At 46.5% G+C, this 24,378-nt stretch carries 24 protein-coding genes and 3 tRNA genes; 18 read left to right on the top strand and 9 right to left on the bottom strand.

Features of this window, described 5'->3' with window-relative positions; translation table 11 throughout:
• Nucleotides 1–38: 38 nt before the first annotated feature.
• Entirely contained in the window at nucleotides 39–1,304 is a 1,266-nt protein-coding gene (locus J4N23_RS04585; RefSeq protein WP_207425849.1) for an ROK family transcriptional regulator, read from the top strand.
• A gap of 41 nt (nucleotides 1,305–1,345) precedes the next feature.
• Nucleotides 1,346–2,338: a YhdH/YhfP family quinone oxidoreductase gene (locus tag J4N23_RS04580; RefSeq protein WP_207425848.1), complete on the top strand. Its 993-nt coding sequence runs from the start codon at nucleotides 1,346–1,348 to the stop codon at nucleotides 2,336–2,338.
• A gap of 233 nt (nucleotides 2,339–2,571) precedes the next feature.
• Here J4N23_RS04580 and J4N23_RS04575 read toward each other — a convergent pair whose 3' ends face one another.
• From J4N23_RS04575 to J4N23_RS04565, 3 genes are all read right to left on the bottom strand, one after another.
• On the bottom strand, nucleotides 2,572–5,334 hold the full coding sequence (locus J4N23_RS04575) for a response regulator (RefSeq protein WP_207425847.1): 2,763 nt from the start codon (nucleotides 5,332–5,334) through the stop codon (nucleotides 2,572–2,574).
• Between the two features lie 360 nt (nucleotides 5,335–5,694).
• Nucleotides 5,695–5,767: transfer RNA gene (locus J4N23_RS04570), tRNA-Lys, on the bottom strand.
• A 91-nt stretch (nucleotides 5,768–5,858) separates the two neighbouring features.
• A tRNA-Lys gene (locus J4N23_RS04565) sits at nucleotides 5,859–5,931 on the bottom strand.
• 208 nt (nucleotides 5,932–6,139) lie between these two features.
• Here J4N23_RS04565 and trxA point away from each other — a divergent pair.
• The 4 genes from trxA to J4N23_RS04545 all read left to right on the top strand — a co-directional run bounded on the left by trxA (nucleotide 6,140) and on the right by J4N23_RS04545 (nucleotide 7,549).
• On the top strand, nucleotides 6,140–6,445 hold the full coding sequence (gene trxA / locus J4N23_RS04560) for a thioredoxin (protein ID WP_207425846.1): 306 nt from the start codon (nucleotides 6,140–6,142) through the stop codon (nucleotides 6,443–6,445).
• Between the two features lie 41 nt (nucleotides 6,446–6,486).
• Nucleotides 6,487–6,804: a hypothetical protein gene (locus tag J4N23_RS04555; RefSeq protein ID WP_207425845.1), complete on the top strand. Its 318-nt coding sequence runs from the start codon at nucleotides 6,487–6,489 to the stop codon at nucleotides 6,802–6,804.
• Between the two features lie 87 nt (nucleotides 6,805–6,891).
• A tRNA-Leu gene (locus tag J4N23_RS04550) sits at nucleotides 6,892–6,974 on the top strand.
• 29 nt (nucleotides 6,975–7,003) lie between these two features.
• The gene (locus tag J4N23_RS04545; RefSeq protein WP_207425844.1) at nucleotides 7,004–7,549 is read left to right on the top strand and encodes a hypothetical protein; all 546 of its coding nucleotides are present in this window, start codon (nucleotides 7,004–7,006) and stop codon (nucleotides 7,547–7,549) included.
• Here the strand turns inward: J4N23_RS04545 and J4N23_RS04540 are convergent.
• The 3 genes from J4N23_RS04540 to J4N23_RS04530 all read right to left on the bottom strand — a co-directional run bounded on the left by J4N23_RS04540 (nucleotide 7,504) and on the right by J4N23_RS04530 (nucleotide 9,784).
• A complete protein-coding gene (locus J4N23_RS04540; protein ID WP_207425843.1) occupies nucleotides 7,504–8,265 on the bottom strand; it encodes an MBL fold metallo-hydrolase in 762 nt (253 codons plus the stop codon). The genes J4N23_RS04545 and J4N23_RS04540 overlap by 46 nt on opposite strands.
• Nucleotides 8,262–8,537, bottom strand: coding sequence for a hypothetical protein (locus J4N23_RS04535; protein ID WP_207425842.1), 276 nt, complete (start codon nucleotides 8,535–8,537; stop codon nucleotides 8,262–8,264). The genes J4N23_RS04540 and J4N23_RS04535 overlap by 4 nt, the downstream gene beginning before the upstream one ends.
• Nucleotides 8,538–8,761: 224 nt before the next feature.
• On the bottom strand, nucleotides 8,762–9,784 hold the full coding sequence (locus J4N23_RS04530) for a quinone-dependent dihydroorotate dehydrogenase (RefSeq protein WP_207425841.1): 1,023 nt from the start codon (nucleotides 9,782–9,784) through the stop codon (nucleotides 8,762–8,764).
• Between the two features lie 82 nt (nucleotides 9,785–9,866).
• Between J4N23_RS04530 and mnmD the strand changes: the two genes are divergently transcribed.
• Nucleotides 9,867–10,544, top strand: a complete 678-nt coding sequence (gene mnmD / locus J4N23_RS04525; protein ID WP_207425840.1) for a tRNA (5-methylaminomethyl-2-thiouridine)(34)-methyltransferase MnmD — start codon at nucleotides 9,867–9,869, stop codon at nucleotides 10,542–10,544.
• Nucleotides 10,545–10,594: 50 nt separating this feature from the next.
• Entirely contained in the window at nucleotides 10,595–10,999 is a 405-nt protein-coding gene (locus J4N23_RS04520; protein ID WP_207425839.1) for a c-type cytochrome, read from the top strand.
• A gap of 41 nt (nucleotides 11,000–11,040) precedes the next feature.
• Here J4N23_RS04520 and J4N23_RS04515 read toward each other — a convergent pair whose 3' ends face one another.
• Nucleotides 11,041–11,433: a hypothetical protein gene (locus J4N23_RS04515; protein ID WP_207425838.1), complete on the bottom strand. Its 393-nt coding sequence runs from the start codon at nucleotides 11,431–11,433 to the stop codon at nucleotides 11,041–11,043.
• A 138-nt stretch (nucleotides 11,434–11,571) separates the two neighbouring features.
• Here J4N23_RS04515 and J4N23_RS04510 point away from each other — a divergent pair, with 138 nt between their 5' ends.
• Entirely contained in the window at nucleotides 11,572–14,091 is a 2,520-nt protein-coding gene (locus J4N23_RS04510; protein ID WP_207425837.1) for an AsmA-like C-terminal region-containing protein, read from the top strand.
• Here J4N23_RS04510 and J4N23_RS04505 read toward each other — a convergent pair whose 3' ends face one another.
• Nucleotides 14,092–14,565: a YdeI/OmpD-associated family protein gene (locus J4N23_RS04505; protein WP_207425836.1), complete on the bottom strand. Its 474-nt coding sequence runs from the start codon at nucleotides 14,563–14,565 to the stop codon at nucleotides 14,092–14,094. It lies immediately after the preceding gene.
• Between the two features lie 83 nt (nucleotides 14,566–14,648).
• On the opposite strand from J4N23_RS04505, the gene J4N23_RS04500 reads away from it, so the two are divergent.
• Entirely contained in the window at nucleotides 14,649–15,407 is a 759-nt protein-coding gene (locus tag J4N23_RS04500; protein WP_207425835.1) for an oxygenase MpaB family protein, read from the top strand.
• A gap of 112 nt (nucleotides 15,408–15,519) precedes the next feature.
• Nucleotides 15,520–16,386, top strand: coding sequence for an SDR family oxidoreductase (locus J4N23_RS04495; RefSeq protein ID WP_207425834.1), 867 nt, complete (start codon nucleotides 15,520–15,522; stop codon nucleotides 16,384–16,386).
• Nucleotides 16,387–16,448: 62 nt separating this feature from the next.
• On the opposite strand, the gene J4N23_RS04490 is transcribed toward J4N23_RS04495, so the two are convergent.
• A complete protein-coding gene (locus tag J4N23_RS04490) occupies nucleotides 16,449–19,169 on the bottom strand; it encodes an outer membrane beta-barrel protein (protein WP_207425833.1) in 2,721 nt (906 codons plus the stop codon).
• 208 nt (nucleotides 19,170–19,377) lie between these two features.
• On the opposite strand from J4N23_RS04490, the gene J4N23_RS04485 reads away from it, so the two are divergent.
• The 7 genes from J4N23_RS04485 (at nucleotide 19,378) to J4N23_RS04455 (ending at nucleotide 24,368) form a co-directional block, all read left to right on the top strand.
• Complete coding sequence (locus J4N23_RS04485) at nucleotides 19,378–19,998, top strand: hypothetical protein (protein WP_207425832.1); 621 nt, start codon at nucleotides 19,378–19,380, stop codon at nucleotides 19,996–19,998.
• A complete protein-coding gene (locus J4N23_RS04480) occupies nucleotides 19,995–20,297 on the top strand; it encodes a transcriptional regulator (protein WP_207425831.1) in 303 nt (100 codons plus the stop codon). Before J4N23_RS04485 ends, J4N23_RS04480 begins: the two co-directional genes overlap by 4 nt.
• Nucleotides 20,298–20,346: 49 nt before the next feature.
• Nucleotides 20,347–21,708 carry a cell envelope integrity protein CreD gene (gene creD / locus J4N23_RS04475; RefSeq protein WP_207425830.1) on the top strand — a complete coding sequence of 454 codons (1,362 nt, stop codon included), beginning with the start codon at nucleotides 20,347–20,349 and terminating at the stop codon, nucleotides 21,706–21,708.
• 42 nt (nucleotides 21,709–21,750) lie between these two features.
• Nucleotides 21,751–23,160: a B12-binding domain-containing radical SAM protein gene (locus tag J4N23_RS04470; protein WP_207425829.1), complete on the top strand. Its 1,410-nt coding sequence runs from the start codon at nucleotides 21,751–21,753 to the stop codon at nucleotides 23,158–23,160.
• Nucleotides 23,161–23,565 (top strand): DUF2809 domain-containing protein, encoded by a 405-nt coding sequence (locus tag J4N23_RS04465; protein WP_207425828.1) that lies wholly within the window; start codon nucleotides 23,161–23,163, stop codon nucleotides 23,563–23,565.
• Between the two features lie 99 nt (nucleotides 23,566–23,664).
• Nucleotides 23,665–23,910, top strand: coding sequence for a hypothetical protein (locus J4N23_RS04460; RefSeq protein ID WP_207425827.1), 246 nt, complete (start codon nucleotides 23,665–23,667; stop codon nucleotides 23,908–23,910).
• Between the two features lie 92 nt (nucleotides 23,911–24,002).
• Nucleotides 24,003–24,368 carry a PleD family two-component system response regulator gene (locus J4N23_RS04455; RefSeq protein WP_207425826.1) on the top strand — a complete coding sequence of 122 codons (366 nt, stop codon included), beginning with the start codon at nucleotides 24,003–24,005 and terminating at the stop codon, nucleotides 24,366–24,368.
• The last annotated feature ends 10 nt before the right edge of the window (nucleotides 24,369–24,378 follow it).

Here is a 24,378-nt window from a genome sequence, read left to right as displayed (position 1 = left end):
GGTTAATCTGGGAATATTAATTATGCAGAAACTTTATCATGAAGTCGCTGATATTAGAAAAAGAATACATTGAAGGGTTGAGTTACCTCGAGAAAAAGAAACATCTAAACAAAACCCGCCTTCTTAAACAGATCTATGTTCATGGCCCGAAGTCGTCGGTAGAATTGGCTGTTAACCTAAACATCAGTCTGCCTACCTCCCTCGCGCTGATCAACGAAATGCTGGGAGAAGGACTGTTAGAGAAAAAAGGAAAGGGGATTTCGGTGGGCGGAAGAAAGCCCGATCTGCACTCGCTGAGAGCCGGATCCATTTATGTATTAAGTATTGAGATCGGCAGATTTGAAACCAAAATGTGCATCCTGGACAACAACCATAATAATATAACAGGCGTACAGGTGTTTAATCTGAAAATTACTACCAACCGAGCCGCATTGAAACAGCTGGTCGTTCTGACTGAAGATTTTATTGAACGGTCGGGTGTCGACCCGGCTAACCTGGTAGGAGTAGGATTAAGTATGCCAGGGCTGGTAGATCCTAAGAAAGGAAATAATTACTCCTACCTCTACGAAGCGGGTGCTTCCTCCACCCTGAGAGAAGAGCTGGAAAGCCAGCTAAAAAAGCCGGTTTTTATTCAACACGATGTCAAAAGCAGTACGATGGCAGAGTGTCGGCGTGGTATTGCTAAGGGGAAGCAAAATGTTCTGGTTGTACTATTAGATTGGGGGATCGGATTGGGTGCAATTGTGGACGGAAAGATTTGTACAGGCAGCACCGGATTTTTTGGTGAGATTGGCCACATTCCTTTTGTAGATAACGGGGACCTGTGCTACTGCGGAAAGCGTGGCTGCCTGGAAACAGTAGCCTCGGGAGTAGCCATCGCTCGCAAAGCGAAAGAAGCTATCAAATCTGGCAAAGATTCTATATTGAATCAGCTGGCGGCCAGCGACCTGGAGAATATAGAACCTAAACAAATCATTGAGGCAGCAAACAGAGGCGACCAGTTCGCTATTGAGCTTCTATCGGAGTTCGGCACACACCTGGGCAAGGGCCTTTCTACTCTGATCCAACTATTTAACCCCGAGCTCATCATTCTGGGAGGTATCATGGCGGAAGCTAAACAGTACCTGACCATCCCCACACGTCAAGCCATCAATACGTATTGCATGACGGAGTTGCGAGAGCAAGTAGCGATAGCAGTATCAGATATTGGCCCGCACTCAGTCATTTTTGGCGCAGCTTATACTGTTTTTGAAAATGTGATCGATGCGCAGATTCAACTGATGATGGTAGATAAATTGAGTTAAACACTGAAAAACTGAAGGGACATTCTTTAGGTTAAAAAGAAATGAATCGATTCAAAAGCCTGCAGGTCATCGAGCAAGAAGGACGGTACTCCATGGCAATCGTCGAAAGACCTATGGATGAACTACCAGCCGGAGAAGTACTTATTCGGGTACACTATTCTTCTGTCAATTATAAGGATGCATTGTCGGCAACCGGCAATAAGGGCGTTACACGCCGTTATCCTCATACGCCGGGTGTAGACGCTGCCGGAGTAGTGGTGGAATCTGCAGTAGGCGACTTCCAGGCAGGCGACGAAGTGCTGGTAACGGGTTTCGATTTGGGAATGAACACCAGCGGTGGCTTCTCTGAATACATTCGAGTACCTGCAGCATGGGTGCTCCTCCTCCCCCCGGAGCTGAGCATGAAAGACAGTATGAGCTACGGAACTGCCGGCTTTACTGCCGGGCTCAGTGTCGCTGCCTTACTTAAAAGCGGAATCATTCCGGCTTCGGGTTCAGTAGCTGTTTCAGGAGCCACAGGTGGTGTTGGCTCAATAGCCATTGCTATTCTGAAGCGTTTGGGATTCAGCGTGGCTGCCATCAGCAGTAAAACCGATGCGCAAGCCTTCCTCTCGCGTATTGGCGCTGATGAAATCATTTCCAGAACAGAGATGGAAGACAGCTCGTCAAAGTTTCTGCTGAAGCCACGCTTCGCTGCTGCCATCGACACTGTCGGGGGAAGGGTGCTGGCTACCCTTTTGAAGAGCTTACATTACGGGGGCGTAGTTACTGCCTGCGGAATGGTGAACGGGCCGGAAGTGCCAACCTCTGTTTTTCCCTTCATCCTTAAAGGTGTACAACTGATCGGCGTCGACTCCGTGGAAATGCCTTTGCAGCCCCGCAACAGTATTTGGAAACACCTTGCAACCGACTGGAAGCCGGAGACGCTGCAAGAGCAGGTCAAAGAGATCACGTTAGAGCAAGTGCCTGAAGCTATTCAGACTATATTGGATGGAGGGATGCAGGGGCGCGTATTGGTACGGATTTCAAACTAAGTCGCCCGACACTGCTGATATAAAATTATACTATTTTTATTTGCCTGTCCTGCAAGAATTGCTTTAGATAGTACTCCGTGCCCCGTCCAGCCAATATTTTGACACTTTGTGTAAGCGGCTGGCCTGCGTACATACCTTTGATTACCTCTGCTGAAGTTCTCGAAATCAAAATCCTTGACACTCACTAATCGTGTCTAGGATAAAACCCTTAATCAATTCTTATCGAAAAGATTCTAGTTCGCATACTCGGACCTTCTCTTTGATTCGGCCACTGCTGCCTTCATCAACAATTTCATCAACTCCTCTAGCTTAACTGGTTTCGTCATAAAGTCGTCCATCCCGGCGCCAATACAAGCAACGCGGTCTTCTGGTAACGCGTTGGCTGTCAACGCTATAATTTGAGGCTGTTTTATATGCATCGATCTTATAGTTCTTGTCGCCTCTAGCCCATCCATATCCGGCATCAGGACATCCATTAGAACAAGGTCGTACTGCTTTGTTTTGCATAAACTCACCGCTTCAACTCCATTGTTTGCGACATCGAGCGTATACCCCAATTTGTTCAAAATACGGATGATTAGCTTTTGATTGATTAGATTATCCTCCGCTAATAGGATCGTAAGAGGGTTTTCGTTCGCAAAATCTTCCGAGAAAACCGGCACTGCCTTTTTTGTCTCCTGCTTTCCGTCAACAGCGGTATTCCTATTGAGTGCCATCCGGATTGAGCTATCTAACAAGTTTTCCTTTACTGGTTTTGTTAAAACAGAAGAAAATAATTCAGGATATTTCGAACGATTTATATCGCCTACGGCGCTCAAAAGAATGATGGGAACATGTGGTATCTTTCCTCTAATAGCTTTCGACAGTTCCAACCCGTCCATACCTGGCATAAGCATATCCGTGATAATCAGGTCAAAATTATTTTGCTGCGAGAGAATAGCAAGGGCTTGGCTACCCGATTCTGCCAGATCTACTTTCAATCCCCATTGCTCTAGCTGAGTTCTGAGAATTTCCAGATAGTTAACGTTATCATCAACAATGAGGATCCTTCTATTCTCAATGCTTTTAAAATTAGTCTGGATACCAAGCATCATAGATTCTGCCGACACCCTGCATTTTACATTGAAAAAAAAAGTAGTCCCAACACCTACAGTACTTTCCACTCCGATTTCTCCCCCCATTAGTTTGACCAGTCTTTCGGAAATAACTAACCCTAGTCCGGTGCCTCCATATTTTCTGGTTGTCGAAGAGTCTACCTGTGAAAAGGCCTTAAAGAGACGCGATATTTTCTCTTTTGGAATTCCAATGCCTGTATCAATAACGTCAAAAGCCAAATCAATTTCGTTGGAGCTGAAGTCTTTCAAATCTACTTTTACGAAAACCTCCCCGGAAACTGTAAACTTGATAGCATTATTTACCAGGTTGATAAGCACCTGCCGTAAGCGGTGACTATCGCCCATAATGCTTGTTGGAATAGCCGGATTAATTTTATAAATCAAGTCTAATCCCTGACTAGCTGCCTTTACAGCAAAAACGTCCATCACAGATTCTACGCATTCCGTTAAGTTAAATTCGTGTTGTTCCACCTCAAGGTGCCCCGCTTCTATCTTCGAGTAATCAAGAATATCATTGATCAGTTCAAGCAGCGCCTCTCCACTTTTGCCCACAATGTTCACGTATTCTTCCTGCTCGCTATTCAAATCCGTAGATGACAGAAGCTTGGCCATCCCGATCACCCCGTTCATCGGAGTTCTGATCTCATGACTCATAGTGGCCAGAAAAGCGCTCTTCGCCTGATTCGCTTTATCTGCTTTAACTCTTTCTTCCGCCAACTCCCTGTTCAGCTCATTCAAGTTCTCGGCCTGGGCAGTAAGTTCTTCAGCCTGAGCTTGCAGCTCTTCGTTGATTGCCTGCAATTCTTCAGCCTGGCTTTGAACGGTTTCTAAACTTAGTTTAAAATCTGTAATGTCTTTTGATACTGTATGAACCCCAATTACCTCACCGTCAACTATGACCGGGATCTTAGTAACGTCTATGAAATATCTTTTCCCTCTCGAAGGAATAAATAGCTCTTGTTCGAATTTTACAGCTTTCCCCTCGAAAGCGATTTTCAAGTGATTCTCAGACATCTCCAACTTGTCTGTTTCGACAAAGCATGAGTAATGTTTGTTAATGACGGCTTCTTTCGGCAGCCCGTATAACTGGCGGACAGAATCATTTATATCTAGAATGTAACCTTCCCTGTTTTGATAATAAACCATGTCAGGATTATTATCGAACAGCGACTTATATTTAATTTCGCTCTTTTTAACTTCGGCCTGGGCGACCTTTAAATCAGTGATATCAAACGTAATTCCAACAAGCTTAACAGGGTGACCAGAAACCTTATCGAAGATAACTTCTGCGATATCCCTTACGTGTCTTACCAACCCGTTTCTCCTTACAATACGGTATTCAATATCATACCTGCCATTTAATTCCACAGCTTGATGTACTTCTTTTTCAAAACGTCCTACATCTTCCGGGTGAATAAAACTCAGATAGGTTTCATAATTCAAATCGATACTGTTGGGCTCAATACCCAGTATACGAAAAAGCTCATCGGACCAAAAGTTTTGGTTTGCATACACATCTCCCCCCATACCAACTTCCCAGCTCCCTGCCCTGCCTACGGCCAGCATGGTTTCTCTATGTTTAGCATGCAGCACAAGCTCGTCCTTTTGATGCTTTATTATCGAAACCTCCTGCTCTAAAAGCTTGGCCAAGTCCAGGATCCCAGTGAGGCGAGACTGACAGGCTTTATTATATGCAGCGATATTTCCGCTGAGGTTTCCTATGGTCCCAGCTAGTATCCGTTCAATTTCACACTCTTGTTCTGATACATCTTCTTCAAACCCATTCAAGACACTACCCCTAATAATCTCTTCAAACATGGTCACGTACTCATCCGGAATGTTTTTATATTTCGGATGCTTCCTTAGCTCATCTATACGCATAAATTATTTTACGCAAGTCAGGAAAAAAATGTTCCCTATCTTCCACCTCACCTCTTAACTTGGGTAGTTACCTGGTATAGCCGGGCGCTTTTTTTTTTCAGAAGTTTCTGATTGTTTTCATTTCTGCCTCTATTAGTTATCAATACTTCAGCCAAAGCCGAACACATTGATCCCCGAAATGAAGCATTCAACAGGATTTAGAAATTCGGTGCCCCGATTTAAGATTAATAAAGGGGCACTAAATGGGGCTCCATATAGCTTGAATAACTTTAGTTTACCTTGACCTTCCTTTTTGTTTGGCTAACACGCTCAGAACGAGCATGCCTTAAACGAAAAAAGCGCACCTTAGTGCGCTTTTTGTGATCCCGCTGGGATTCGAACCCAGGACCACTACATTAAAAGTGTAATGCTCTACCAGCTGAGCTACGGAATCATTCCTTTAAATAAAAAACGTTAAACTTCTCTTTCCAATCCCGACACTGAAAAGAAAAAGCCTCTGTTTTGCAAGAGGCTTTGTTCTTAAGTGATCCCGCTGGGATTCGAACCCAGGACCACTACATTAAAAGTGTAATGCTCTACCAGCTGAGCTACGGAATCAACTTTTTTCAGAACGTTTAACCGTTTCCGTTAAAGTGATGCAAATGTACGGCTATTATCTATACAGCGCAAGTGGTATTAATGTATTTTTTCATTTAACAGATTAATCAATTAATTGTCAGGGAGAAAATTGTTTTAGATAATTCAAAAAGCAATCGAATCAAAAGGAAAACCGACAGCGGAGTGCCCTGTTATACCAAGAAAAACAATGGAAACGAGAACGAGATTTACAGATATTATCAATAGTGAACGCCCGGTTCTGGTGGATTTCTTTGCTGAATGGTGTGGACCTTGTAAAACCATGGCCCCTATTTTAAATCAGGTAAAACAAGCGCTGACCGATAAGGTAACTATACTTAAAGTGGATGTGGACAAAAACCCGGAAGCAGCAAGAGCATACAATGTACAGGGAGTCCCCACTTTGATTCTATTTAAAGAAGGAGCGGTAAAATGGAGGCAATCGGGCGTGCTGGGTGCCGCCGAGTTACAACAGGTTATTAACAGGTATTCTTAAAACATTTTACCTGAGTAACTCTTATTAAAGATATAGTGATTATGGACCAATCGATTTTTTTACTGGTACAAGATTCTCACGATCCATGCAGAGATGTGATCAGGCACCGGGATGGAAACCTGCGAATAAAAGTATTTTGCCTCAACCGGGAAGAGTTTGAGCCAGACCCTGGCGAGCTTCAGTTTTATGGCAACGACAATGGTGACCTGCTGGCCTTTGAAACATCTGGTTACGATGGATCAGATCCGCTCCTGGTCATAGAAGCTATACGATGGTACGCCGACTATATCGATAATCCCCGCATGGAAATCTTGGCCGAAGACCCCCGAATTTCGGACGGCGATGATTTTTATAATTAAGAGCAACAATATTAATCCAAAGCTCGTATTAGCAGTATTACAAATTATTTAGATTTTTAAAAACTAGGTTATATATTTGCACACCCTGCCCGGGTGGCGAAATTGGTAGACGCACCATCTTGAGGGGGTGGCGCCTTTTAGGTGTAGCGGTTCGAATCCGCTTCCGGGCACAAGCAAATCTGTACCGACAGACTGCTAAATGAAACTCCTATTTTCACTGCTTTTGTTAGTACCGCTGTTCGCAGCGGCACAATGCAAAGTTGACAGTTTTTATACCAACTCAGGAAAATCGATTCCCGCAATAGCAGTCCCCACCGAAGCAGGCGAACTTATCCTGGCAAAAGAAGACAGCCTTTATTACCTCAAATACAGATCCGACCAATTTAGCAACCGGAGAAGTCCGCGTGAGATGCTTCTGAACATCCGGGAGGTGACCTTTCACTTTCTGGATCGCAGCTCTGTTTCTTTCAAATGCATCGGCTTCGGCAAAGTAGCAAAAAACATGTCGCTGGCTATTCAATTTACGAGCCTGGAATTTACGGCAGATCTTAGCCCTGAGGAGTTTGAGCGACTTACTTCCAAGAAAATCAGCACGTTCAGCGTTACCGGGGACAGGGGTAGCACCGGGGGAGATGTCATCTTCAGAGGGCACCGGCAGGATATTATCGACTCCTTCTACTGCCTTAATGCGCTCCACTTTTACAAAGCAAGCACCATACCGTCCCAAGCCAGTTCCACTCCCTGAGGCAGCTCCTGCTGGAGATCCGTGTATTTCCCCAACCGGTGACTGATATGTGTAAAATAGGTCTTTTCCGCATTGATTTCTCTGGCAAAATCAACCGCCTCTTGAAGGGTAAAATGAGAAATGTGTTTTTCCCGCTGAAGCGCATTTACCACCAGCACCCTGGTTCCTTTGATTTTTTCCTTTTCCTCGCTGGTAATAGTTTTAGCATCGGTGATATAGGTAAAATCTTGTATACGGAAACCGAGAACGGGTAGCTTGTAATGTAGCACTTCTACCGGCGTCACCTGCAGGTCGCCCACAAAAAAAGGCTCCTTCCCTATTTCATGCAGATTGATTGAGGGCACGCCCGGATATTTCTTCTCTTCAAAGGCATAGTAGAACTCTCTTTGCAGGGCCTGCTGCACGCGGGCATGGGCAAATACGTCCATGGCTCGCTGCTGCTTGAAATTGAAAGCCCGAACATCGTCAAGTCCGGCTATATGATCTTTATGCTCATGTGTTAACAACACCGCGTCCAGTTGCTTTACCTTGGCCCGCAGCATCTGGTATCTGAAATCTGGTCCTGCATCGATGACGATCGTTTTACCAAAAATTTCGATCAGCACAGACACCCGCAACCGGCTATCGCGGGCGTCGGAGGAAGTACATACTTCACAATCACAAGCAATTACAGGAACACCCTGAGATGTCCCCGTACCTAGAAATGTTATTCTCACAATTGCAAAGTAGTTTGTTTCAACGAGTATAAAAACTGAGTTTGCTTTTCGTCGAGCAGACTCTCATCCGCTTTAATCTGCTGCAACAACAACACCAGGGCGTTAATTTTGCTTTCAATGTTCGAAAACTTGTTCACTACCACAACCCTGCTGCTTTGCAGCAGGCACGCTCCTGTTTTAAAATTCCCCTTCTCATACCTGACCCTATAATTAAGCACCTTCAGTATCTGCTCCAATTTCTCCAGCGTGTGTTGTGTGTAATTAAGTGACATAAACAAAAATAAAAATATTCGGCTAAGCTTTTCAGCAAGGCAGGTCATTTAACCGAAATTTAAAGGAAAGGGGTAGGACATAGTCCTATTGACGCCCTGTTTGCCCGGCTTGGTTTCGGGTCAAAACGAAAACCCGCAGTAAAAAGACACCCCCGTATAAATCCCGCGCACCTTGGCTGGAAGGGCGGAAACCGACAGGGCGAGCTCGGAATGTTTTAGAAAAACTACTTCAAAAGCGCTTTATTGATCCGCTTGATTAGTCCGGGGCCTTCATAAATAAAGCCGGTATAGATTTGCACCAGCGACGCTCCCGCCTCCAACTTTTCCTTTGCATCGGCAGGGGAATGGATCCCTCCCACCCCAATGATCGGGAACGCCTTGTTGGACTTTTCAGACAGGTACCTGATCACTTCGGTCGATCTTTCTGTCAGTGGTTTTCCACTCAGGCCGCCTGTTTGTCCTTTAAGTGCAGTGTCAGAACGAAGCCCCTCGCGGGAGATGGTAGTATTGGTGGCGATAAGCCCTGCAATTTTTGTTTCCTGCACAATCTCGATGATGTCGTCCAGCTGGTCATTGCTCAGATCCGGAGCTATTTTAAGAAGAACGGGCCGAGAAATCCCATTTTTACTGTTCCGCTGCTGCAACGTGTTCAAAATACGTTTCAATGGCTCCTTCTCTTGTAGTTCGCGCAGTCCGGGAGTATTCGGAGAGCTGACATTCACTACAAAATAATCAACTACATCGAATAAGGCATCAAAACATTTGATATAGTCGCTCACCGCATCTTCATTCGGGGTATTCTTATTCTTACCAATATTACCCCCGATAATGAGTCCGTCCCGTTTCAGTTGTCGCAGACGGTGGGCAACCACGTCAACTCCCTGATTGTTGAAACCCATCCGATTAATCAGGGCTGCATCCTGGGGAAGGCGAAACATTCGCGGTTTGTCGTTTCCCGGCTGAGGCAAAGGAGTTACCGTACCAATTTCAATGAAACCAAAGCCGAAATTCGACAGTTCGCTCACCAGGGAGGCATTCTTATCGAAGCCAGCTCCCAGCCCCACCGGGTTCTTAAACTTCAAGCCGAACACTTCCCGCTCTAGGCGAGGATCATCAAGCTGAAAGGCTTTCTTTTGAAGAGAAGCCAGTCCCCATACCTTACTAACAGTTTTCAGAGCGGCGGTAACAAAGTGATGAATATCTTCGGGATCGAATTTAAAGAGCAGGGGCTTAATGATCTGGTACATGTGGCGAAATTACATCACTGCCAACGATTTTAGAAGACGTTTATGAATTTATTCCTTTATATGTAGTATTGCCGACAGAATTATGGAACAGGAGCTTAGAATTGTAACAACAGCGGATGGGTCGACCACCTTATGGAATGAACAGGTGGGCGAGCATTATCATTCCAAACACGGCGCCTTGCAGGAAAGCAAACACGTGTTTTTAAAGTCGGGACTGCAGTATTTCCTGGAGCAGCAGGAGCGGCAGACGGTCAGCTTGCTGGAGGTGGGCTTTGGAACGGGGTTAAACTTCCTTCTGACCGTGGACTACTGCCTGCAGCAGGGGCAGCAACTGGACTATGTGGGCATTGAAGCCTTTCCCATCAAAAAAGAACTGCTGGAGCAAACCGGCTACGGCAACTTCGTTTCTCCCCCAACCTGGCAGGGCCTGCTCAATAACTATGAAAAAGCGTTGCAGGAAGAAGTGCAGGTAAATGAAAGGGCACGTCTTTTTATTGACCAGACCCAACTGATGCAATTCGAGAGTACCAAACACTTCGATGTGCTGTACTTTGATGCCTTTGCGGCGATTCATCAACCGGAGATGTGGACGACAGAAGCACTGGCTCAGTGCTGCAATTACTTGAAAAGGGATGGCGTCTTTGTCACCTATGCCATCACTGGTAACCTGAAGCGCTCGATGAAATCACTCGGCTTTCGAATTGAAAAGGCTCCCGGAGCCCCCGGCAAGCGCGAGATGCTCCGTGCAACAAAACTGTGATTTGTTTGATTTTCGTCATTTTTCTTTAATTTAGGAGAAACATTCATTTGATGCTAAGAAAAAGAACCGCCATTGTACTATCACTACTGGCTACAGTAATCACCATCACTTCTGCCACCATGCCAGAAAAAGCAGAAGAAAAACCGGAATACAAAAATCTGAAAGTACTGCCCAAAAATATCAGCCACGAGGAGCTGGATAAAGTCATGAAGCATTACAACAATGCGCTGGGGGTGCGATGTAACTTCTGCCATGCGCCGAATAAGAATGGAGAAAAAGGGCTGGATTTCGCCAGTGACGAAAAAGAAGAAAAAACTATCGCCAGAAATATGATGAAAATGACCAACAAGCTGAATCAGAAATATTTTGGCACCGAGAAAAAGGTTCATAACCAGGCGGTCATGGAGGTAAGCTGCAATACCTGCCATCGTGGAAAAGCCCATCCGGAAGGATAACAAATGTTTTACAGGGTGAGCACATCCGCTCACTCTGCTCTTTATTCCCCCCCCTCTTCTATCTTCTTCTCCTCTTGTTTAGCAATAAGTCTTTCTTTTTTCAGGTCTATGCGGATCAGGGCGTAGAGGCTCATATATATGTTGGCGATCCATACCAGGGAGAATCCGGCAATGAGATAACCCCTCCAGTCGTCAAATAGAAGCTGGTAGCCGGTAAGGATCAGAAAAAAGATCGTTACGTAGTGGCTAAAGCAATATTCGCAGGTAAACAGGTAGAAAAACTTGCGCTGAAGTAGTGACCGGCCGTTTTTCGACTGATCCACGCAGAATTCCCGTGGTTCCCGAAATACTTCCTCATGTGTCACAGTCCATGCAACGCAGGCAATCGGTATTGCCAGCAGAAATAGCCATGTTATTTGTTCTCCAAGTCCCATTATGTCTAGTACAGCGATAAAAGCATATTGTTTAAAAAGAAGAAATGAGGAATAGTGAATAAAACACCGAACATGTTGACCTATAATATGTTTTTCATCTGCAACTGTTAACGTGAAAAAGATATTCCCTTTAATTTAATGTCAGGCTCGATAAAACTCGCACTAAAAATTGTGGTGGCACTGGTTGCCCTTGTGCTGCTGCTCTGGGTGGGAGTAGCCAGCTATGTAAACACTCATAAAGAGCAGGTCCTGGAAGCAGTGACAGCACAGCTGAACGAAAATATCACGGGCGAACTAACGATAGAAAGCATGGAGCCCGCCTTCCTGAAAGGCTTTCCCGGGATTTCCGTCTCATTGAAGAATGTGCTGCTGCGAGATAGCCTGTACGACGAGCACCATCATGACTTATTGAAAGCCGCCGAGGTTTTTGTCGACGTGAACATTTTCTCCATCCTCAAGGGTAACCCAAGAATCAGAAACATTAGTGTCAGTAATGGCAGAATCTACCTTTTTACGGATGAAGAGGGCTATAGCAATACCAGGCTTTTCAAAGCAAAACCAGGTACACAAACAAACCAGAAAAGCGACAGGAAAATAAGCAGCATGAACTTTAAGAATGTGGTCGTGATTTACGAAAACAAGTTAAAGAGCAAGTATTTCCGTTTTTTCGTGAGAAAGTTTGCGGGCGATATCGACTATAAGGGGAGTAACTGGACTGCGCGGGCGGATCTTGCAACGAAGGCCGAATCCCTCACGTTCAACACTGCTCGTGGAAGTTTCATCAGTAACATGGAACTCAGGACAACCCTGAAGCTTCGCTATGACAAGGCAAAGCATCAGCTTTTTATACCGGAACAGGCCCTCAAGCTGAACAAGGACGAGCTTCTTGTAGGGGGAACGTTCGACTTGAACGAGCGCTCTCCCATGTTCAATCTTCGCATCCGTGCTAAACGAATAGCCTATAAGAACGCGGTTTCCATGCTCTCCACTAACCTTCATCCAAAACTTTCGAAATATAACATCAGCGGTCAGATGGCCGTTGATGTTCGCATCCAGGGGAAATTGAAAGGCCGGAATATTCCTCTGGTAAAGGCGGGCTGGACTGTAAAAAATGCCGAGGTCTTTGTCTTGGGCGAGCGGATCTCGAACTGCAGTTTTACCGGAACGTTCACCAACGAACTGGATCCAAAACTGCCCCGTTTGGATCCTAACTCAGGGATAGGGCTGAAGTCGGTAAAGGGAACCTGGTCCTCCATTCCTTTCACTGCGGCGAAGGTAAATGTAATCAATCTAAGCCAACCCGTTTTTCAGGGTCACTTCAAGTCCAACTTCCCGCTCACGCGTATTAATGCCTTATCGGGATCGCAAACCTTCGCCATCAGCAGCGGGCAAGCCTCACTCGATCTGGTTTACAAAGCCGCCCTGCTGCAAAAAAGCAAGGTAGAACCTTATATCTACGGTGCGGTAAACCTGCGGGCAGGAGCTTTTACCTATTTGCCACGCAAACTGAGGTTCCGGAACGTACATGGCACTATCCAGTTCAAAGGACAACACCTGGCCTTGAAGAACATCGGTGTAAATACTGCTCAGAGCCGATTGACTCTCAACGGCTTTATCAACAACTTCGTCAACCTCTACTACACCGACCCCAAGAAGATGGTTTTCGACCTGAAAGTTACCAGCCCGCAAATCAATTTGATCGAGTATCTCAGCTTTCTGGGGCGGCGACAAGCAGCGCGGTCAGCCAGCGGCTCCAGAAGAAGTACGGCCCGACTGTTCCGGCAGCTGGATCAGGTGCTGGAGCAATCCAACATTCACCTCGCCATTAATGTAAACCGGCTGCACTACAAGCGATTTAATGCATCCCACATCAACTCTGATGTGCTGTTAAGAGAATCGGGAATCAGCATAAAGAATATCGGCCTGAGCCACGCAGGAGGTAGTCTTACTTTACAAGGAGAGATCGATCAGCGGGGCAACAGCAACGAGTTCAGCCTGACATCGAAAATCAACAGGGTGGACGTCAAAAAGCTCTTTTATGCCTTTGAAGATTTCGGACAGGACGCCTTAACCCATGAGAACCTGAAAGGCCTTTTTTATGCCCGGTCTTCCATCCGCGGGACGATAAGGGAAAACGGTCAGATCGTACCAAGGTCTATCCATGGAAAGGTGACTTTTGACTTCCAGAATGGCTCGCTGATCAATTTTGAACCAATGCAAAAGATCGGCAACTTTGCTTTTCCCAACCGCAATTTTTCCGATATCTCCTTCTCTCAATTAGAGAATACGCTGGAGATTCAGGGAAGTAAAATTATCATCCCTCCCATGACTATCCGCTCAAGTGTGCTCAACCTGTTCGTTTCAGGAGTGTACAATCTGAACGAGGGAACTAATATCTCCTTGAAAGTACCGCTGAGAAATCCTGAGAAAGATAAAAACCTGCCAGATAGCGTACAGGAAAAACGCATAACACGGGGCATTGTACTTAACCTAAGTGCGGTAGACGGAGACAACGGAAAGGTGGCCATCCGTTTGGGTACTAAGGAGGAAGACGACATCGAAGAAGATAAACAGGAACGGGAAAAGAAACGCCAGAAGGAGCAACGAAGGGAATTACGCCAGCAGGAAAAACTTAAGGAAGAGAAGAAAAAGGACTAGCTATTTCATCCTGATGCCTTTGCTAATCCGGCTTAGCGCTTCGGCCATGCGCTCTACCACGAGCTCGTCTGTTTTTGCTGCGTAAATCCAGTCGATATATTTTTTCTGCTCCTCTTCAGTAAACTGCTGAAAAATGAGCCGGGCCTCCGGATCGTCTTCCAGGCAGAGGTAAAAATCGCTGGCGGCTATTTCCGGGAGGGCATCACTGTAAAGGACAATCCTTACCCAATCCCCCTCCTGCTTTTTGATTGCCTTTCTGATTTCGGCTTTGACTGGCAGAAACAACTGTCCCTTGCCCATCGGTAATAGGTTATATTCCTTCAGTTCGAAGCTGTCAATAAAACCACTTACCTTGCGGGCACCAAAGTGCTTTTTTTTATCCTGGGAGATTTCAGGAATACGGGCAAACGTCCAGCCTCCTTTGCCCGGAAATTTTTCCAGCAGTACCTCTTTATCAACTAACAGTTGTTGCATAACCTGGTGGTAAAGATATTGTCTAAATTAGTAATTGTATAAAAATCAGAAAAGGTTTATCCCTTTTTAGCGTTCAACCAGATATGGAATTTTTTGTAAAAAAGGGTTCAATAGTCAGAGAGATCTGGGGCAAGGCAGATACTATTCTCTTCATCTTTGCCGGGGCTTCAGCAGAATTCGCTTTGAACAAGGCGGTCGACTGGCTCTACTTCACCGGCCGTTTGCCGGCGGATCCGCTCGGCAGGTTATTCTCGACGGTGAACTATGCGAGGGAAATTGTGTTTTCAGAAGAGCAGGCAGCACTGCAGGCGATTGACAAGATCGCTGCTATTCACGCTGCAGTAGAAAACAGTCGCGGTGCCAAAATCCCCGACTGGGCCTACCGCGACGTATTATTTATGCTGATCGACTATTCAGTCCGGTCATTCGAACTGTTAGAGCGTACACTAAGCGACGCGGAGAAAGAGGAAGTGTTTGATGTCTTCAACCGCGTCGGCACTCGTATGCACATCCCCGCACTTCCGGCAAACTACCGCGACTGGCTGATCATGCGCCAAGAACATCTTCAGGAGAACACGATCTTCAGCAAATTCACCGGAGACCTCTACAAGCAGTATGAAAAACACCTGGGTAAGGTGCGGTTTAGGTTGCTGAAGCAAGCACAGATCCTGGTGGTACCCGAACGGGTAAAAGAGTTATTGCAACTCAGCAAAACTTCGCTGCTAAGTCTGGCCATCCCACCCTATAAACTGAGCCAGAAATTAAAACTGGACTGGCTGGTCAAAGCCGTAATCCTACCGGAGGAGTACAAAGATCAGATCCGGGAGCTGGATGTAAAATAGGAGACTAAGCACTCCTCCTTAGTCGCCTTTTATTTACAAAAACTTCAATTCCGGCGAGACGAAAAGGCACGATGTTGGTAGGGATGAGGCGAACATCTATCTTACAACTACTATGGAAAACACAACAAAAATGCCTGAGTCGATTCCTGCTCAGGAACAGGAAAGGCAACCCGGACTGGAATCTGAGATGAACCCCAGACCCATCTACGATACGGATGATGCCGGGTGTGGCCGTCTTACAGGAATGGTGGCCATCATTACCGGTGGAGACAGCGGTATCGGGAGAGCGGTAGCCGTGAGTTTTGCGAAAGAAGGCGCAGACGTCGTGATATCCTACCTGGACGAAGACCAGGATGCGCAGGAAACGGCAGAAATGGTCAAAAAGTATGGCAAAGAGGCCATGACCATTGCCTCGGACATCAGCACCGAAGAAAGCTGCAAAATGCTGGTCGACCGCACCATTGAAAAGTTTGGAAAGATTGACATTGTCGTGAATAATGCTGCTGTTCAGTATCCCACTACCAATATTCAGGAAATATCCGCCGAGCAGCTGGAACATACGTTTAAAGTGAACATCTTCTCGCAATTTTACCTGGTAAAGCATGCAATTCCCCACATGAAAGCCGGTAGCAGCATCATTAACAGTGCCTCGGTGAATGCCTACCGGGGTAACGGTATGTTGATGGATTACTCATCCACCAAGGGCGCCATTGTTGCATTCACCCGGAGTCTGGCACAGGCGGTTGCGGAAAAAGGGATCAGGGTAAACGGTGTAGCGCCGGGACCGGTTTGGACACCACTTATTCCCGCCTCTTTCCCTGCTGATCAGGTAGAATCCTTTGGGAAAGACACCTTATTGGGAAGACCCGCTCAGCCAGTGGAGATTGCTCCCTGCTATGTATTTCTTGCCTCGAAGGAAGCGAGTTTCATTACCGGACAGGTGCTTCACCCGAACGGAGGATCGATCGTAAACGCGTAGGCGTTTTTCTGCTTGTGATCGGACGACTCTAAGTCATCCGATCACTAATTCCCCCCCTCTCCCTACTTTGTAATAGTCTTGTTGAAGTTATATACGTAGCTCAACAGGAAGTAGCGATGCAGCACCAGCTGACTTCCGGTGTTATAAACATTGCTTCCCACCCAGCTATAAATCCCCGTATTCTGATCCAGCAGGTCATAGCCCGTCAGCTTTATTTGTCCGCGGTCCTTCTTCAGCATCTGTAAGCCGATAGAGGCGTTCAGCAGGTTGTTCACCCGGTTGTAGCCCCTCGCAATCTGCGCGTCGTAGGTAAAGTTATGGTTCAGCTCCAGCGTCACTTTTTTAGGCCAATGCACGATCAGCTGGTTGTTCAGCCCGTGGTTGTAGAAGTCCCTGTTCTTATCTTTCCGTACGCTGTAGTTATTTATATTTCTGCCGATGGTATAATTCGGCTCGAACTGGATCAGCTCTTTATGGCCCAAGCCAAAACCAGCCCGTAACCGCAGCTCATAGGAATTCAGATTATCCGCCTGTTCGTTTTGCAAAAATGCCCTCTTGCTTACGTAGCTGTTTAAACCTGAGGTCCAGCGGAATTGCCAGTCTTTTACTTTCTTAAATCGCTTGTTAAAATTGATGTAACTGTTCCAGTAGTAGGTACCATCCACATTTACCGGATAACTTAGCGTTGCCCCTCTGGTAGCATCGGTTCTGTCTGCCCAAATGATATTGTTGAAATCATAGCTGAGGTTAGTATAAAAAGAAATGCCTACCTGTGAAGAGGGAACGAATTTATTGTAATAGATATTCCCGTTATGCGTGATGACCTGGTCCAGGTCGGGATTTCCTTTGTAAGAGTACAGGGTGGAGTAAGACAGCTCGACCGGAACCAGGTCGGTTACCCCGGGCTGGCGGGAGGAGACATCATAATTTATCGACCATTCTCTGGACGAATACCGCAGCGAAGGGAAAATGTTATAGTAGGTTTTGTTCAGCTTCTGCGACAGGCTGTGAAAGCTGTTGTAGACATCCAGCTTCTGAAAAACGATGCCCGCCCGGATGGAAGCCTCTTTGCTTACATTCCAGGTGATGCCTGGCCGAACCCGGTAGGTCCACTGATCCCGATTAATATCACTGCTCTGGTTGGGCAGTAGCAGGTCGTAATCACTCGTGTTTGGATTCAGTCGCGTTGCCACTACTGTGCGCAGGTTATTATCGAAAGAAGTATGGAGGCTTACATCTCCTATCAGCTTTTTAGTCAGCGGATGCCGGTAGCCCAGTTCAATATTGGCCGAGTTTCCTGAATCTTCCCTCCTTAAATTCTGATTAAGGATACTGTCCTTGTTGGTAATGACAAAAGTGGACCTTCCGTTGGTATACTGATCAATAAACCGAGGATTGATCCTGACGTTATTTGCAATGGTGATGCTTTGGTTCTTTTTCTTGAGCCGCCGGTAATAGTTAAACCGGTGTTCATAAGATCTCCCGTTGTCCTCACCACTGCTTGTATTGTTACTACTGTTGATCATCCCCTTTGAGCTGCTGAAATTATCCGAAAGCGACTGCGAGCTGGAGTTGGAATAACTGAGCGTGATCTTGGGCAAAAACCGAATGTTGGACACGGTGTCGATCTTCCATTCCAGAAGACCATTGATATTATGACGGTTGGCTACCTGGGTATTGATACTGGACGACTGGGAGCTAAGCGTGGTGTCTTTGATGAAGGTTTGACTGATGCCTTTATTTTCGTGATCGTTTACGGTGTGGCCGTAGAAATACATCAGGTTGAGCTTCAGCTTCTTTTTGATGTCATAGTTCACATTAAAGCCGCCCGAGCCGATCTGCTGCAAACCCCAGCTCCTGCCGCCGAAGTTGATCCCGCTATTATTAGCACCGCCACTGCTACGGTCAAAGCCACCCATGCTGGAAAGCTCACTGCTGCTAAAGGCACTGCGGTTTACATTATTGCCAAAGCCGATCAAACTTACCTGCAAGGTATCCCTGAAGAAGTTAAGCAAGCCTCCGCCCTCAAAGCGCCCGGCAGAACCTCCTCCTCCATAAATCTTTCCAAAGGCGCTCTTTTTAATCGCCTTCTTCATTCTCAGATTGATAATCTTATCCACCTGTGAAGCATCTTTCAGCTTGTCCGGATCATCTTCCCGATCGTCTACCACCTGAATCTTATCGATCAGTTCTACATTGATGTTCTTCGAGGCAATGGTTAAGTCGCTGGCAAAAAAATCTTTGCCGTCTATTGTGATTTTATTGACCTTCCTGCCGTTCACCGTTATCGTTCCATCCAAATCCACCTGCAATCCGGGTAGTTTCTTCAGGAGGTCTTCCAGCACGGCGTTTGGCCTGGTTTTAAATGCCTCCGGACTAAACTCAATCGTATCTTTCTTGATGACAATGGCCTGCCGCTCTCCGGTTATAACCACTTCTTTCAAACTCCTGCGATTCAAATAGATCAGCCCGAAGTCTTCCGTCTGCCCTTTTTCGAGGGTGATGATCTTCCGGAAATTCTCATAGCCCACAAAGGAAACCATCAGCTTTAAGGGTCGGTCGGTGGGCAGGTTCCTCAATGCAAAAGCGCCATCCTTTGTAGTCAGCGTATATGAAATCAGGGAGGAGTCCCGCGGTTCTGTTACGGCGACAGTGGCAAACTCTAAAGGAGCGCGGTCTATAGAATCGAGTAACTTCCCTTTTATAGACGCCCGGTTCTGCGCAAGGGTCAAAACCGAGGAAATACTAAGGACAAGGCATAGGAGGTATCGAAAAAAGGGCATAGGTTTAATTTGATAAGGTTAGGATAATGAGATTGATTTAATTTAGGGACCAAGGTACAAATCAGATAAAAATTATCCAATCAGTTAACTTTATTTAACACTTCAAATTCAAAACCCTGAAGAATAGTTGCCTTCTTAAAAAATATTTCAATTTTTTCTTGCATCTCAGCAATACTTGCATTTACTTTGCACTACAAAGTTCTTTTCAATGAAAGAAAATGATATTTACTCCGAGCTAAGCTCTATCCGTCATTTGATGGAGCGCTCCACCAAGTTCATCTCCCTCAGCGGACTCTCCGGAATTCTTGCCGGCATTTATGCCCTGATTGGAGCTTTCATTGGATATAAAATGGTGTACACGCCGAATAGCCGCATGCGCTTTCGCGACGTATATGTCAACGACCCGCTGGTTTGGTGGCCCCTGCTCCTGGTTGCACTGGTGATCCTGGTCCTCTCACTCAGTACCGGTCTTTGGCTGACGGTACGCCAGGCTAGGAAAACAGGAGAAAGCGCCTGGAACCCGGTAAGCAGACGCCTCCTCCTCAATATGGCAGTGCCATTAATCACGGGCGGACTTCTTATCCTGATCCTGCTCTTCCGCGGGTATTACGGCATCGTCTCCTCCGCCTGTCTTGTTTTCTATGGTCTCGCATTAGTTGCAGGCAGTCAATATACCTTTTCGGATGTCAAATGGCTTGGTTTATGCGAGATCCTTCTCGGACTCTTAGCTGCATTACTACCCGGCTATGGCCTGCTTTTTTGGGTGATCGGCTTCGGTGTTCTGCACATCCTCTATGGTTCTATTATGCATTTTAAATACAATCAGTGAAGGTATCGTTAGAACAGTTTGATAAAGCATTTGAAAACCGCATCCGTTTACAGACTATGAGTGTGTTAGTGGCGAACGAAAGTTACGACTTCAACTCGCTAAAAGACCTCCTAAACGTAACCGACGGCAACCTGGCTTCCCATTTGAAAGCATTGGAGAAGGAAGAGTATATCGTCGTTACGAAAAGCTTTATCGGAAGAAAGCCGAATACGCAATATGCCGCCTCTCCCAAGGGCCGGGAAGCTTTCCGGAAGCATTTGGAAGCCCTTGAAAATTTGATTAAACAACAGAAACTATAATTTTTTTACCCGTTTACTTTGAATTTCAAAGTACTTTAAAACTACAAAAATGATTGACCAAGTAGAAAGAAATGCACTACAACGCTGGTTCCAGGAGTCAGTGATTATTAAATTGGGATTGATCGGCATACTGACGTTGCTCCTGCTCATCCCCTCCAGCATGATACAGGATCTGATCTGGGAACGCCAGGACAGACAACGCGAAGTGATCAAAGAAATCACCGATAAATGGTCAGGGAGCCAGCTGGTGGAAGGCCCTGTCATGGTCCTGCCCTATAAAACCATCGCCACGCAGGTGGATGCCGCAGGTAAAACGAGCTACCGGGAAATCTTAACCAATATCTATCTACTTCCCGAAGCACTGAATATAGTCAGCAAAGCAGATCCAACTGTATTGCACAGGGGTATCTTTGATGCTGTGGTGTATAGCACCAAAGTGCGGGTAAATGGCTCCTTCGGTAAGCTAGAGCTGAAAAAAGCAGGGATTAATCCCGATAACATTTTATGGGATAAGGTGAAACTAGCCATCGGTCTCAGCGACTTAAAGGGTTTGAAAAGTAACCCGGTGATGAAGCTCTCCTCGACCAGCTACCAGGTGGAGCCGGATTTTAGCGGACTTAAACTCTTCCCAAACAACCTGATCATTCAACCCGACTTAAGTGCTGAAAAGAATACAGCTCTCCCTTTCAGCTTCGAGCTGGATATGAGAGGAAGCTCCGAATTAAACTTTCTGCATCTCGGTAAGAGCACGAACGTGACCGTGGAAGGCGACTGGAACAATCCTAGTTTTTCCGGAAATTACTTGCCTGAAGAGCGGGAAGTAACCGCCTCCGGCTTTTCGGCCACCTGGAAAATGCCCTATTTCAACCGGCCCTTCCCCCAGCAATGGATCGAAGCGAATACGTCCCTCCATCCCAAAGCCACGGATGCTTCTTTCGGTGTAAAGTTTATCCTGCCCGTGGATCAATACCAGAAAACCATGCGCTCGGCTAAGTATGCCATCTTAATCATTCTGCTGACCTTCATTTCGCTCTTCTTCACCGAACTAGTGACCAGGAAAAAAGTTCATTTGCTCCAATACGTACTGATCGGTGCAGCAATGACGATTTATTACACCCTCCTGCTATCCTTCAGTGAACAGGTCGGCTTTAATGTCGCTTACCTGATTGCTTCGGTGGCTACTGTTGCATTGATCGGCTGCTTCATTGCCGCCATCCTGAATAATAAAAAGCCGGCCCTCCTGTTCGCAGCCATACTTACTCTCTTCTATAGCTTTATCTATGTGATCATCCAGCTGCAGGACATGGCGCTTCTGTTCGGAAGCATCGGACTCTTTGTGGTAGTAGCAGTGATGATGTACCTCTCTGCTAAAATCGACTGGAACAGAAAAACAACGGCTGAACTTGCATAAGCGAAAGAGGGCGCTGAGCCCTCTTCCATTAATGTATCCACTATGAAAGTAAAACTGATTCTCCCGGCCCTTGCAGAAGCAGAGAGCCCTTTATGGAGACCTATCAAATATTCACTGTTCCCTCCCCTGGAATTAGCCACGCTGGCTGCCTATTTAAGTGATGAGGATGAGATCGACCTGCAGGACCAACACGTGGAGGAGCTGAACCTGAGTGACGAACCCGACCTGGTTATCATCCAGGTCTACATCACCAACGCCTATCGTTCCTACGAGATCGCCAGCCATTATCGCAGTAAAGGCGCGTTCGTCATTCTGGGCGGGCTACATGTTTCTTCGCTGCCAGAGGAAGCCCTTCCTTTTGCTGACGCTATTTTTATCGGTCCGGGAGAAGACACCTTCCCCGAGTTCCTGAAGGATTTTAAAGCGGGGCATCCACAGAAAATCTATCGCTCCAAAATCCGAACGCTCAGCGGTGTCCCTCCTATCCGCCGCGACCTTATCAAGCGCAACCGCTACCTGGTGCCTAACTCCATTGTAGTGTCCAGAGGATGCCCTCACCATTGCAGCTTCTGCTACAAGGATGCCTTTTTTGAAGGCGGTAAGGGCTTCTACACGCAGCTGGTAGACGACGCGCTTGCCGAAATTGATCGTCTCCCCGGCAGACACCTTTATTTCCTCGACGATCACCTGCTGGGCAACGCCAAATTCTCAGAAGCGCTGTTTGCGGGAATGCGCGGAATGGACCGGGTATTCCAGGGAGCTGCTACCGTCGATTCCATACTAAGGGGCAACCTGATTGAAAAAGCCGCAGCGGCGGGACTAAGAAGTCTCTTCGTTGGCTTTGAAACCTTTTCACCACAAAACCTGAAACAGAGTAATAAAAAGCAGAACCTGGAGAAAGACTACCGGAAGGCGGTACAGCGACTGCATTCGCTGGGGATCATGATCAACGGCAGCTTTGTCTTCGGTCTGGATGACGACGACAAAGATGTGTTCAAAAGAACGGTCGACTGGGGCGTAAGCAACGGCATAACCACCGCCACCTATCACATCCTTACCCCCTACCCCGGCACTGTCCTTTATAAAAGCATGGAAATGCAGGGCCGCATCACCAGCAGGAACTGGGATCTGTACGACACCCGGCATGTCGTCTATCGCACAGAAAACCTGAGCGCTCAAGAACTGGAAGCCGGATATTGGCAGGCCTACCGCGACTTCTACAGCTGGAGCAATATCGTCAAAGCCAGCGTGCAGCACGACTCGATCAAACACATGCTGAAGCATTTCTTCTATAGCGGCGGCTGGAAAAAATTTGAGCCGCTCTGGAACTTCCTTATCAAAACGGGCAACCTAAACCATATGCTCCCCCTCCTCGAATCTATTCTGGCGAAGGTAAAGGGACAGAAAGCGACCGCTCCCTCCGAAATTTTACTACCTGAAAAAGCGATCTAAATGAAACGTCTGCTCAAATTCCGAACCGCTTACTTCCTCGCAGCGCTGCTGCTCTTCGCCACGGAAGTGTTGATTGCTTGCTTCATCAGCGATCATTTTATCCGACCCTACGGGGGCGACTTCCTGGTCGTTATTCTCCTGTACTGCCTGCTGAAAAGTGTCCTGGACCTAAAGCCGGCTACAGCGGGCCTTTCTGTCCTGCTTTTTTCCTACCTCATCGAAATCCTCCAGTACCTTGATCTGGTGCACCGCCTCGGCCTGGAAGGTTCAAACATTGCCGCCATCGTCATCGGAAGCTATTTTTCATGGCTGGATCTGCTGGCCTACACCTTTGGGATCATAACAATTATCGGTATAGACAGAGGCCTCCCCCGCAACAGCAGCCTGATTGCAGGAGAGCGATAAAGATTTTGCCTGCTCGCTGCTCTAAAAACAATTTGAAGCCGGGTAGGTCAAACATATGGACAAGCATTGGGTTATTTTTAATAAATACACTTTGCTATATTGAAAGAAGGGACACACACGCTGACCTCTCCTCCGTGGGATGACATGAATCAGAAGCTGATGAAGAAAGCGTTGGATGGCAGTATCACGGGCATTATCACTAGCGACCATCAACTGGAAGACAACTCTATAATTCACTGTAATGCAGCCCCGGAAGATCAGGCCCGGATATTCCAGCATTTCAGCGGGGTCAGGGAAACGCAAAAACAATTTCCGGTATGGGCTTTTACATATGTGAGCAGGTAGTAGGTAACCACGGTGGCACCATCTGGGTAGCAGTGAACCAGGAAAGTGAACTACTTTCAGTTTTACCCTACCTTTAAAAATTATCCCTAAAAATGAATAATACAAAAACGATCCTGATCTGCGACGACGATGAAGGGATATTGGATCTCGTATCGATTATCCTCGAAGAGAGCGGCTTTCAAACCGTCCGCGTCCAGAATAGCTTCGAAGTTTTCAACCAAATAGCAAAAGAAAATCCCGACTTAATATTCCTCGATCTATGGATGCCCCAGCTCCCAGGCGATCAGGTGCTAAAAACAATACGGGAAGATGCTGCGATTTCGGATATACCGGTCGTCGTCATGTCGGCTAGTCGGGATGGTGCTCAGATCGCAAGAGAAGCCGGCGCCAATGATTTTCTGGCAAAACCTTTTGATATAGATGAGTTAGTAAATAAAGCCAATATCTTATTGAGCTAGTGAAATTCCA

Source organism: Pedobacter sp. SYSU D00535, assembly GCF_017355855.1.
Lineage (GTDB): Bacteria > Bacteroidota > Bacteroidia > Sphingobacteriales > Sphingobacteriaceae > Desertivirga.
The sequence above is the reverse complement of the archived record's forward strand: the minus strand, read 5'-3'. Positions and strand labels throughout refer to the sequence as shown.